Below are 12,211 nucleotides of genomic sequence, written 5' to 3'. Positions count from 1 at the left end.
GCCTCAGACCCGCGCCGCCGTTACTGCCGCCGAACCCCAGGTGGTTCTCCAGCGACGCTTGACGCCGTGCAGGCCAAACCACGCCAACACACCGAGGCTGGCGAACAACCACAGCGCCAATTGATAGCTGCCGGTGCTTTGCTTGATCGCGCCCATGCCGGCCGCCAGGGCGAAGCCGCCGATACCGCCGGCCATGCCGATCAGCCCGGTCATCACGCCGATCTCCAGACGAAAACGCTGCGGCACCAATTGGAAAACCGCGCCGTTGCCGGCGCCCAAGCCGAGCATGGTGCAGACGAAAAGCGCCAGCGCCGCGTAGGAACTTGGCAGATTGAAGCCCACCGCTGCGATGCAGGTGGCAGCGACGGTGTACATCGCCAGCAAGGTGCGGATGCCGCCGAAGCGATCGGCCAGCGCGCCACCCAATGGCCGCATCAGGCTGCCGCCGAACACGCAGGCAGCGGTGTAGTAGCCGGCGGTTACCGGGCTCAGACCGTATTGATCGTTGAAGTAACCGGGCAGGGCGCTGGCCAGGCCGATGAAGCCGCCGAAGGTGACGCTGTAGAAAAACATGAACCACCAACTGTCGCGATCACCGAGGGCCTTGAAGTAGTCGGCCATGGCTTTCGGTTTTGGCCGCTGCGGGGCGTTTTTTGCCAACAGGGCGAACAGCACCAAGGTCAAAACCAGCGGGATCAGGGCGAAACCGAAAACATTGCTCCAACCGAACGCGGCGGCAATCACTGGCGCCAGCAGCGCGGCGAACACGGTGCCGGAGTTGCCCGCACCGGCGATGCCCATGGCTTTGCCTTGGTGCTCGGGCGGGTACCACTGCGAGGCCAGCGGCAGGGCCACGGCGAACGACGCGCCGGCCATGCCGAGGAACAGGCCGAGGATCAGCGCCTGTTCATAACTGTGGATGCCGAGTTTCCAGGCACCGAACAGCGCGCAGATGACGATGACCTGGCCGATCAGCCCGGCGGTCTTCGGCGACAAGCGATCGGCGAGCATGCCCATGGCGAAGCGCAACACTGCGCCGGCGAGAATCGGCGTGGCGACGACGAGGCCCCGCTGCTGGGTGGTCAGGTGCAGGTCGGCGGCAATCTGCACCGCCAGCGGGCCGAGCAGGTACCAGACCATGAAGCTCAGGTCGAAATACAGGAAGGCCGCGAACAGGGTCGGGGTATGGCCGGATTTCCAGAAGCTTGAATTCATCGCGCACCTCGGCTGAAAAGAGTCTCGAAAGGAGTCATGCACAGCAGGTGGAGCGCCTCACGGCCGCACCACCGGCCCCGCTCTGTGGGGCCAAAACGCAAAAACGCCGCTACCTGGTTCGCCGAGGGGCGAACGGGGTGAGCGACGTCTTTGTCGTAGGTGGGGCAACCGCCGTTGGTTACCTGTGCGGTTTACTTAGCGAGATCTGTGCCAACAGTTCGTGACCGAGGTTCGGCCATTCGCGAGCAGGCTCGCTCCCACACTGGAATGTATGCCATCTGTGGGAGCGAGCCTGCTCGCGAAGAGGCCCGCACTGACAACACAAAATCTCAGCCCAGCAACTCACTCATGGCAATGATCTGCTCCGCCACCTGAATCAGCTTCTGCTGGCGGCTCATGGCCTGGCGGCGCATCAGCGTATAGGCCTCTTCCTCGTTGCAATCCTTCATCTTCATCAATAAACCCTTGGCCAGCTCAATGCGCTTGCGCTCGGCCAGTTGCTGGTCACGGGCCTGCAATTGCGCGCGCAGGGCCTGGTCACTCTCGAAGCGCGCCATCGCCACATCGAGAATCGGCTGCAACCGTTGTGCGTGAATGCCTTCGACGATGTAGGCACTGACCCCGGACTTGATCGCCTGACGCATCACCCCCGGGTCATGTTCGTCGGTAAACATCACGATCGGCCGGGGCTGGTCGCGGCTGACCAGCACCACTTGCTCCATGACATCGCGGCTCGGTGACTCGGTATCGATCAGGATCACGTCCGGGCGCACCGTTTCGACGCGCGCCGGCAGGTCGATGGTCAGGCCTGACTCGTCGATTACCTCGAAGCCGGCCTCGGTCAGCGCCGCTTTCAGGCGTCCGACTTTTTTCGCGGTGTCGTTGATCAGCAGAATGCGCAACATGTTCGCGGTCTCCTGTCAGCGGCGGGCGAGAAGGGGTGCATCGTCGTTCAACGCGTGCAGCTTGAAACTGCGCGCGTAGCCCGCCGGATCGCTGCCGTCCCAGACCTTGCCGTCGAGCAACTGGCTGCTGCGCAGGTCGGCGTGCGAAGCCGCAATACCGACAGCGCTCGCTGCCTCGCGGTACAGATCCAGACGCTGAACCTGGCGGGCGACGGCCAGATAATCCGGATCCTCGCGCAACAGACCCCAGCGACGGAACTGGGTCATGAACCACATGCCGTCGGAAAGGTAGGGCAGATTGACCTCGCCATCGCCATGAAAACGCAGCGCATGCGGATCCTGCCAGCGATTACCGAGGCCATCGGCGTAGTCACCCATAAAACGCGGCTCGATGCACGCGGCGGGGGTGTCGAGGTATTCGGTGGCGCTGAGCAATTGCGCGGTGCTGCGGCGGTTTTCCGGGCTTTCTTCGATGAAGCGACTGGCCTCAAGAATGGCCATGACCAGCGCCCGCGCGGTGTTGGGATATTGCTCGACGAATTCGCGGGTGCAGCCGAGGACTTTTTCCGGGTGGTCGGGCCAGATGCTCTGGCTGGTCGCCAGGGTGAAGCCAAGATCCTGCTGCACGGCGCTGGCCGCCCACGGTTCGCCGACGCAAAAGCCGTCGATGCGCCCGGCTTGCAGGTGCGCAACCATTTGCGGCGGCGGCACCACCACGCTGTCGACGTCCTGCAACGGATGAATGCCCTGGCTCGCCAGCCAGTAATAAAGCCACATCGCATGAGTGCCGGTGGGAAAAGTCTGGGCGAAGGTCAGTTTTGCGCGGCTTTGGTGCACATGCCGATCGAGCGCTTCAGGACTGTTCACGCCAGCCTGTTGCAAGCCATGGGACAGGTTCAGGCTCTGGCCGTTCTGGTTCAGGCCCATCAGCACCGCCATGTCGGTCGGGGCGACGCCGCCGATGCCCAGGTGCACCGCGTAAACCAGTCCGTACAGGCTGTGCGCGGCATCCAGTTCGCCGCTGACCAGTTTGTCGCGCAAGTTGGCCCATGACGCCTGACGCTTGAGGTTCAGGGTCAGGCCGTAGGGCTGGGCGAAGCCCTGAGTGGCGGCGACCACCACCGAGGCGCAGTCGCTCAGCGCCATGAAGCCGAGATCGATCGCGCTCTTTTCCGGCGCATCGCTGCCATTGACCCAGGCCAGAGGCCCCAAGGACGTTTCGTTCATACGCTACCTCAAAAAAAACGTCGTCCCGGATTCTGCGCAGGCAAAACCCGGGGACGACGCCATTGTCCTGGCCTGCGCGCCGTCATTGGTCGGCAGACTGATGAGCGGGGTGGTGCAAGGCATATGCCAGTCGCCTGATTCGCGCAGGCGCCTCGCGCCGGGGGACGATGCCCGGCTATAATCGCCGCCTCTTTTCGCCGCCCGAGTCATTGCCGCCCATGTACACCCTGGCCCGTCAGCTGTTGTTCAAACTTTCCCCGGAAACCTCCCACGATCTGTCGCTGGATCTGATCGGCGCGGGTGGACGTTTGGGCCTCAACGGCTTGCTGTGCAAGGCGCCGGCGAAAATGCCGGTGACCGTCATGGGGCTGGAGTTCCCGAACCCGGTGGGGCTGGCGGCAGGTCTGGACAAGAACGGCGCGGCCATCGACGGCTTTGCACAACTGGGTTTCGGTTTTGTCGAAATCGGCACCGTGACCCCGCGCCCACAACCGGGTAACCCGAAACCACGGATCTTCCGCCTGCCGGAAGCCGAGGCGATCATCAACCGCATGGGCTTCAACAACCTCGGTGTCGATAACTTGCTGGCGCGGGTCGCTGCGGCGAAATACCAGGGCGTACTGGGGATCAATATCGGCAAGAACTTCGACACCCCGGTCGAGCGTGCGGTCGACGATTACCTGATCTGCCTGGACAAGGTTTACGCCCACGCCAGCTACGTCACCGTCAACGTCAGCTCGCCAAACACCCCGGGCCTGCGCAGCCTGCAGTTCGGTGACTCGCTCAAGCAATTGCTCGCTGATCTGGCCACGCGTCGCGCCGAACTGGCCCTGCGTCACGGCAAGCATGTGCCGCTGGCGATCAAGATCGCGCCGGACATGACCGACGAAGAGACTGCGCAGGTTGCCCAGGCATTGATCGAAACCGGCATGGACGCGGTCATCGCCACCAATACGACTTTGAGCCGTGTCGGTGTTGAAGGCATGGAGCATGGCGACGAGGCGGGCGGTCTGTCCGGCGCGCCAGTGCGTGAGAAGAGCACCCATACTGTGAAAGTGCTGGCGGGCGAATTGGCCGGGCGTTTGCCGATCATTGCCGCTGGCGGGATTACCGAGGGCAAGCACGCGGCGGAGAAGATCACGGCCGGTGCAAGCCTGGTGCAGATCTATTCGGGCTTCATCTACAAAGGCCCGGCGCTGATTCGTGAATCGGTGGATGCGATCGCCGCGTTGCGCTGAGGATTGCCGAGGCGTTGGGGGGCCTTTGTGGCGAGGGGATTTATCCCCGCTGGGCTGCCCAGCAGCCCCAAACCTTGCACATTGATATGCCTAGTAAATTGAAATTCCGACTTCGCGACTGCTGCGCAGCCGAGCGGGGATAAATCCGCTCGCCACGTGGCTCCCGGTTAACCCTCTTTACAGGCATAAAAAAGGGCTCCTCGAAGGAGCCCCTGGGCCGTAGCCCGCCGTCCGGGAAGGACGTGCGTGGTTAATTCATTGCAAATTCAGATTGTCGTGTCGGAATAAATGCCCTGTGTCAGCCGACGGCGTGAAGTTCGTTGAGTCTATGGATTCCCGCAGTGCCGGTCATACCGTCCCAGTTGTCGCCGCGTCCTTCTCGCCAGCCGTTGATCCAGGCTTGACGTACCGACGGTAGAGTAAATGGGCAAAGCTCACGGGATTTGCCACCAACGCCATATTGATATCCGCGCAAAAATGCTCTTTCCAACGGATCACGCTTAAGTCTTCTCATAGGGTGTTTCCCTCACTTGTTGACTGTAGTGTCGCGTTGACCTCAATTGAGGTCTGGCAGAAAAAACCTGCCATCGTGCGGCTCGCTGCCGGCGTGGCGAGCCAAGGTGTTGACGCCGTTGCGACGTCAACCTGTGCTCAGTTCTAACCAATGAGTCACACCGAGGGAATGATCGTTTTGTCATAAGCACGTAACGTAAAGGATGCTATGGCGATAAGTAACCGCGTATTTATTCAACGTTCAATGCGCAAACCCCGGTATGATCGGCGCCCCGCTGACTCAGGGGGTTAATCCTTTAGTGAGAATGACCCACGTTTGCGCTTGGGTAATATTCGACGAAGGGTCGCTTTCAGTCTTTTTGTTGCACCAACTTTTTTATCTGTCCCGGCATCTAAGCTCTTTTAACCCGAGCAGCGGGGATGGAACGGCACACCTTCGTGCCACGCGGGCGCTCTTTCAGAAAAGCGCCTGATTGAAAACCGGGTCGGCAATGCGTTGCCGGCCCACTAGCCAAAGGCTCTGGAATTACCATGTCCGATCGTTTCGAACTCTTCCTCACTTGCCCCAAAGGCCTTGAAGGCCTGCTCATCGAGGAAGCCGTCGGGCTTGGCCTTGAAGAAGCGCGCGAGCACACTTCCGCCGTGCGTGGCATGGCGACCATGGAAACCGCCTATCGCCTGTGCCTCTGGTCGCGTCTGGCCAACCGCGTGTTGCTGGTGCTCAAGCGTTTCCCGATGAAGGACGCCGAAGACCTCTACCACGGCGTGCTCGACATCGACTGGCAGGATCACATGCTCAGCGACGGCACCCTGGCCGTTGAATTCAGCGGCCACGGCTCGGGCATCGACAACACCCACTTCGGCGCGCTGAAAGTCAAAGACGCCATCGTCGACAAACTGCGCACGCCGCAGGGCGATCGTCCATCCATCGACAAACTCAACCCGGACCTGCGTATCCACCTGCGTCTGGATCGCGGCGAAGCGATTCTGTCCCTCGACCTTTCCGGCCACAGCCTGCACCAGCGCGGCTATCGCTTGCAGCAGGGCGCGGCGCCGCTGAAGGAAAACCTCGCGGCGGCAATCCTCATTCGCTCCGGTTGGCCGCGTATTGCTGCCGAAGGTGGCGCACTGGCTGACCCGATGTGCGGTGTCGGTACGTTCCTCGTCGAAGCGGGGATGATCGCTGCCGACATGGCGCCGAACCTGCGCCGCGAGCAGTGGGGCTTTACCGCGTGGCTCGGTCACGTGCCGGCACTGTGGAAAAAACTCCATGAAGAAGCCGTTGAGCGTGCCGCCGCCGGTCTGGCCAAACCGCCGCTGTGGATTCGTGGTTATGAAGCCGATCCACGATTGATTCAGCCAGGCCGCAACAACGTTGAACGTGCCGGCCTCAGTGAGTGGATCAAGATTTACCAGGGCGAAGTGGCGACCTTCGAGCCGCGCCCGGACCAGAACCAGAAAGGTCTGGTGATCTGCAACCCGCCGTACGGCGAGCGTCTCGGTGACGAAGCCAGCCTGCTGTATCTCTACCAGAATCTGGGCGAGCGTCTGCGTCAGGCCTGCCTGAACTGGGAAGCGGCGGTGTTCACCGGCGCCCCGGATCTGGGCAAGCGCATGGGCATTCGCAGCCATAAGCAGTATTCGTTCTGGAACGGCGCGCTGCCGTGCAAACTGCTGCTGATCAAGGTTCTGCCGGATCAGTTCGTCACTGGCGAACGTCGCACCCCGGAACAGCGTCAGGCCGAGCGCGAGCAAGCGGCTTACGATCAGACCCCGGACGAGCCGCAAGAGCGCAAGTTCAACAAGAACGGCAACCCGATCAAGCCGACGCCAGCCCCGGCGCCAGTGATCGAACAGCCGCGCCTGAGTGAAGGCGGGCAGATGTTTGCCAATCGCTTGCAGAAAAATCTCAAGGCGATGGGCAAGTGGGTCAAGCGCGAAGGCATCGATTGCTACCGCGTTTACGATGCCGACATGCCGGAATACGCAATGGCCATCGACCTGTACCACGACTGGGTGCACGTTCAGGAATACGCCGCGCCGAAATCCATCGACCCGGAAAAAGCCTCGGCGCGCATGTTCGATGCGCTGGCGGCCATTCCGCAGGCGTTGAACGTCGACAAGAACCGCGTAGTGGTCAAGCGCCGCGAGCGGCAGAGCGGCACCAAGCAGTACGAGCGTCAGGCGGCGCAGGGCAAGTTCGTCGAGGTCAATGAAGGTGGCGTGAAGTTGCTGGTCAACCTCACCGACTACCTCGACACCGGTCTGTTCCTCGATCACCGGCCGATGCGCATGCGCATTCAGAAAGAGGCGGCCGGCAAGCGCTTCCTCAATCTGTTCTGCTACACCGCGACCGCCAGCGTGCACGCGGCCAAGGGCGGCGCGCGCAGCACCACCAGCGTCGACCTGTCGAAAACCTATCTGGACTGGGCGCGGCGCAACCTGTCGTTGAACGGTTTCTCGGACAAGAACCGTCTGGAGCAGGGCGATGTGATGGCGTGGCTGGAAAGCAGCCGTGACGAATACGACCTGATCTTCATCGACCCGCCGACGTTCTCCAACTCCAAGCGCATGGAAGGCATCTTCGATGTGCAGCGCGATCAGGTGCAGTTGATCGACTTGGCGATGGCGCGGCTGGCACCGGGTGGCGTGCTGTATTTCTCCAACAACTTCCGCAAGTTCCAGTTGGAGGAAAACCTCGCCGAGCGTTATGCGGTCGAGGAAATCAGCGCGCAGACCATTGATCCGGATTTCGCCCGCAATACCAAGATCCACCGCGCCTGGAAAATCACGGCTCGTTGACGCTTTCACTGGTTGGATCCACAGAGCCTTGATTTTTAACGGCTCGGTGGATCCAGCGGTGCTAGCTAAATTAGTGGCTAATAGCTATAACTCACACACCGCCAATGGGGTTTTCCCGCAAATCTGGCGGAGTGAGTCGTGCTTATGCCGTTGCACCCCGTGCGCCCGAAAATCCTCGGTTTCATCAGTGAAGACGTCTCAGCCTGGCTGGTCGCTTTACTGGTGTTGCTTGCCGGCGGGATTCTCACCGGGCTGCTCGCATGGGGCACCTTCAACCAGTTTCAGCAACAATCGCGTCAGCGTTTCCAACTGCTGGCCAACGAACGCTACAGCCGCATCGCCGAACGTTTTCAGGACCAGGAGCAACGTCTCGATGGTCTGCGCCGGTTCTTCGCCAACTCCGAATCGGTGTCCCGCGCTGAATTCGATGGTTACTCTCGACCCTTATTGCTGCGCACCCAAGCCTACACTTACGCGCCGCGAGTCAGCGGTGCCGAACGGGCCGCGTTTGAACAGCAGGTACGTGATGAAGGCCTGAGCGAATTCACCATTCGCGAACTGGACGCCAAAGGCGAATTGCAACTGGCGCCGCCGCGCGACGAATACGTGCCGGTGCTCTACACGCAAACCCAGAGCCGACTGGCGCCTCCGCTGGGCTACGACTTGCTCGCCCAACCCTTGCGCCGCGAAACCCTGCAACGCGCCGACCAGCTCGGCAGCATGGCGGTGTCGCAACCGATGCATCTGGTCGGGATCGAGCCGTCGTATGCGCGTGGTGTGCTGCTGCTGGCGCCGGTCAGTCGCGCTGGAGAGTCGCAGCCGTTCGGCTATGTGATGGCGGTGATCAGCATGCGCCAGTTGCTCGCCGACGGACTGCCCGATGCCCTGCACGATTACCTGTCGGTGCGCATTCTCGACCTGTCGACCCAGGATCAGCACGAAGCGCTGTTCGAATCGAGCAACGAGGCGGTGCCCGGCGATTTGGCAGCGACGCGCTTGCTGCGCATGGCCGATCACGACTATCAGGTTGATATCCTGCCGAGCGAAGCGTTCATGCAAGCTAACCATTCGTCGGTGGGCAGCGTGATCATTCTGGGCGGCTTGCTCAGCGCATTGCTCAGCGCCTTGCTTTATGTGCTGGTTAGCCAGCGCCAGCGCGCGGTGCGCCTGGTCGAAGTGCGCACCCAGGAGTTGCACGAGCGCGAGCAGGAATTGCGCGGCACCCACGGTCAACTGCGCGGCGTGCTGAATGCCGCCACTCAGGTCGCGATCATTGCCACCGACCTGCGCGGCGTGATCAACACCTTCAACCCCGGCGCCGAGCAAATGCTCGGCTACAGCAGCGCCGAAGTCGTTGGGCGCATGACCCTGGAGAATCTGCATTTGCCTCGCGAGCTGGCGGCGCGTTCGGCCGAGTTGAGTGCGCGCTACGGCAAAAGCATTCCGACTTGCCACGCGATGCTGGTCGAGGGCGGCGAGGTCGGCGGCCACGAGGCACGCGAATGGACCCTGGTGCGCAGCGACGGCAGTCATCTGCCGGTGAACATGCTCGCCACCCCGGTGCTTGACGAGCAAGGCCTGTGGGTCGGTCATCTGGCGATCTGCATCGACATCACCGAACGCAAGCGTGTGCACGAAGTGCTGGCGGCGCGGGACATTCTGCTAAAGAAGCTCAGCGCCCATGTTCCGGGCGGCATTTACCAATTCAAAATGGAATTCGACGGACGCTTCAGCGTGATCTACGCCAGCGACGGCATTCGCGAGATCTACGAGCTGGAACCGGATGCGCTGCTGTTCGACGCCGAGGCGATTTTCAGTCGAATCCACCCGCAGGATGCGATTCGCGTGCGCAGCTCAATCCGCGAATCGGCGGAAAACCTCAGCCCCTGGCGCGAAGAGTACCGCGTGCAACTGCCCGAGCGCGGTCTGCGCTGGGTGCGCGGCGAGGCGACACCGGAAGAGCTGCCGGGCGGCGGGGTGCTGTGGCACGGTTATATCTCGGATATCTCCGATCTCAAGCGCGTGGAAGAAGAATTGCGCGCGTTGTCGATCACCGACTCGCTGACCGGCATTCACAACCGCCGCTATTTCCAGGAACGCCTGACCACCGAAATGGCCCGGGTCGAGCGTGGCGGCGGTGAGTTGTCGGTGATCATGCTCGACATCGACCACTTCAAGCGCATCAACGATCAGTTCGGCCACGCCGTCGGCGACCGCGTGCTGCAGGCAGTCTGCGAGCGGATCGGCCATCGCCTGCGCCGCACCGACGTGTTCTGCCGTTTGGGCGGTGAAGAGTTCATGGTGCTGTGCCCGGACATCGACGGCGAACACGCCTACATGCTGGCGATGGAGTTGTGGGAAGGTTTGCGTAGCGCGCCGGTGGACGTGGTCGGCTTGGTCACCGCGAGTTTCGGCATCGCCAGTTGGCGCCCGGGAGAGGGCGCGGATGCGCTGTTGCTGCGTGCTGACTCAGGGGTTTATGCAGCGAAGCAGAATGGCCGGGATCGGGTTGAGCGGGAGATGAGCTGAGCCGCTGATGCTCGATACACCACAAACCTGTGGGAGCTGGCTTGCCAGCGATAGGGTTATTCCAGTCAGCATATTCGGTGACTGACAGTCCGCTATCGCTGGCAAGCCAGCTCCCACAGGGTTTTGTGGTGTGGCTTGGATTGGGTTACAGCACCGAAGCGGTCTGCGGCAGTTTCGGCTGTTTGTACAGATCCAGCAGCACCTGATCGAGCACCGACGAGGCGCCGAACGGGGCCTTGTCGTTGAGGATCGCCACTACCGCCCAGGTATTGCCGTTCACGTCACGGCTGAAACCGGCGATCGCGCGCACGGTATTCAGGGTGCCGGTCTTGACGTGGGCTTCACCGCGCATCGCTGTGGTTTTCAGGCGTTTGCGCATGGTGCCGTCGGTGCCGGCAATCGGCAGCGAGCTGATGTACTCGGCGGCGTACGGACTGTGCCAGGCGGCCTGCAGCATGTTGGCCATCTCACGTGCGCTGACCCGCTCGGCCCGCGACAGACCGGAGCCGTTCTCCATCACCAGATGCGGCGCGGTGATGCCTTTCTTCGCCAGCCACTGCCGCACCACGCGCTGCGCAGCCCGGGCGTCGTCACCGTCGGCATCGTTGCGGAAACGCTGACCAAGGCTGAGGAACAGCTGCTGGGCCATGGTGTTGTTACTGTATTTGTTGATGTCGCGGATGATCTCGGCCAGATCCGGCGAGTACGCGCGGGCGAGCAGTTTGGCGCCGCTCGGCGTCGGTGCCAGACGATCCTTGCCCTGGATGCTGCCACCCAGCTCCTTCCAGATCGCCCGCACGGCGCCGGCGGTGTAGGTCGCGTGGTCGAGCAACGACAGGTAGGTCTGCGAACTGCAGCCTTCGCCCAACTGGCCGCCGACGTTTACGGTCACGCTGCCATCGGCCTGCGGCACCGGGTTATAGCGCACGCCGCCGGTGCATTGCTTGGACGGCAGCGCCTTGACAGTGTTTTCGATACGAATGCTGGCAATCGGCGGCTCAACCGAAATCAGTACGCGGCCACCGTCATTGCGTGCGACGAAGCGCAGGGCCTTGAGGTTGACCAGCAGCGAGTCGGGCTTGACCAGGAACGGCTTGTTGTCGTCGTTGCCGTCATCGTTGAATTCCGGCAATTGCGGCTGCACGAAGAAGTTGCGGTCGAGGATCAGGTCGCCGGTGATCTGGGTCACGCCGTTGGCGCGCAGGTCGCGCATCAGCAGCCAGAGTTTTTCCATGTTCAGCTTCGGGTCACCGCCACCCTTGAGGTAGAGGTTGCCGTTGAGAATGCCGCCGCTCAGGTCGCCATCGGTGTAGAACTCGGTTTTCCACTGATGGTTGGGGCCGAGCATTTCCAGCGCCGCGTAGGTGGTGACCAGTTTCATCGTAGACGCCGGATTGACCGAGACGTCGGCGTTGAACACCGTCGGCGTGCCCGGACCGTCGAGCGGCACCATCACCAGCGACAGCGCAGTGGGCTGCAACTTGCTGGCCTTGAGGGCTTTTTCGACGTTCGGGGTGAGGGAAGTGTTGATGGTGGCAGCGGAGACAGGCAGGGCCAGAGGCAGAAGAAGGCCGGCGAGAAACAGTGGACGCAACGATTTGATCATATGCAATAAAACCCTGCAAAAGAGGGGAAAAAAGACGAGGACATGGATGAAAAGGCCCTCAGTGGTCATGAAAGTGTCGGCATTATGCCCCAAGCTGTAACAGCTTGTGCCGTGTCGCGACCGGCCAATCGCTTATTTTTTTACAGGCGGTCAGCCGCAGCGACCAGAGAGTCGGG

General features: G+C 61.9%; 8 protein-coding genes. 3 read left to right on the top strand and 5 right to left on the bottom strand.

Translation table 11 applies throughout. The annotated features are described in order from the left end of the window. Positions 1–3: 3 nt before the first annotated feature. From J5M66_RS06035 to J5M66_RS06025, 3 genes are all read right to left on the bottom strand, one after another. On the bottom strand, positions 4–1,215 hold the full coding sequence (locus J5M66_RS06035; RefSeq protein ID WP_123443123.1) for a nitrate/nitrite transporter: 1,212 nt from the start codon (positions 1,213–1,215) through the stop codon (positions 4–6). Positions 1,216–1,544: 329 nt separating this feature from the next. Next, the gene (locus J5M66_RS06030; protein ID WP_007916390.1) at positions 1,545–2,120 is read right to left on the bottom strand and encodes an ANTAR domain-containing protein; all 576 of its coding nucleotides are present in this window, start codon (positions 2,118–2,120) and stop codon (positions 1,545–1,547) included. Between the two features lie 15 nt (positions 2,121–2,135). Then, positions 2,136–3,347, bottom strand: a complete 1,212-nt coding sequence (locus J5M66_RS06025) for a CmpA/NrtA family ABC transporter substrate-binding protein (protein ID WP_207807390.1) — start codon at positions 3,345–3,347, stop codon at positions 2,136–2,138. Between the two features lie 218 nt (positions 3,348–3,565). On the opposite strand from J5M66_RS06025, the gene J5M66_RS06020 reads away from it, so the two are divergent. Next, positions 3,566–4,585: a quinone-dependent dihydroorotate dehydrogenase gene (locus J5M66_RS06020; protein ID WP_071171588.1), complete on the top strand. Its 1,020-nt coding sequence runs from the start codon at positions 3,566–3,568 to the stop codon at positions 4,583–4,585. A 298-nt stretch (positions 4,586–4,883) separates the two neighbouring features. Here the strand turns inward: J5M66_RS06020 and J5M66_RS06015 are convergent, their stop codons facing one another. Continuing rightward, the gene (locus tag J5M66_RS06015) at positions 4,884–5,099 is read right to left on the bottom strand and encodes a ribosome modulation factor (protein ID WP_003223300.1); all 216 of its coding nucleotides are present in this window, start codon (positions 5,097–5,099) and stop codon (positions 4,884–4,886) included. Positions 5,100–5,629: 530 nt separating this feature from the next. Here J5M66_RS06015 and rlmKL point away from each other — a divergent pair. Next, positions 5,630–7,900: a bifunctional 23S rRNA (guanine(2069)-N(7))-methyltransferase RlmK/23S rRNA (guanine(2445)-N(2))-methyltransferase RlmL gene (gene rlmKL, locus J5M66_RS06010; protein ID WP_024012311.1), complete on the top strand. Its 2,271-nt coding sequence runs from the start codon at positions 5,630–5,632 to the stop codon at positions 7,898–7,900. A gap of 144 nt (positions 7,901–8,044) precedes the next feature. After that, on the top strand, positions 8,045–10,429 hold the full coding sequence (locus J5M66_RS06005) for a diguanylate cyclase (protein WP_207807389.1): 2,385 nt from the start codon (positions 8,045–8,047) through the stop codon (positions 10,427–10,429). 145 nt (positions 10,430–10,574) lie between these two features. On the opposite strand, the gene dacB is transcribed toward J5M66_RS06005, so the two are convergent. Beyond that, positions 10,575–12,035 carry a D-alanyl-D-alanine carboxypeptidase/D-alanyl-D-alanine-endopeptidase gene (gene dacB, locus J5M66_RS06000; protein ID WP_122611245.1) on the bottom strand — a complete coding sequence of 487 codons (1,461 nt, stop codon included), beginning with the start codon at positions 12,033–12,035 and terminating at the stop codon, positions 10,575–10,577. Between the last annotated feature and the right edge of the window lie 176 nt (positions 12,036–12,211).

Origin of the sequence: Pseudomonas sp. 67(2021) (assembly GCF_017491835.1) — a bacterium.
In the GTDB taxonomy this organism is placed as follows: domain Bacteria; phylum Pseudomonadota; class Gammaproteobacteria; order Pseudomonadales; family Pseudomonadaceae; genus Aquipseudomonas; species Aquipseudomonas atacamensis.
This window is presented reverse-complemented; position numbering and strand designations above follow the sequence as displayed.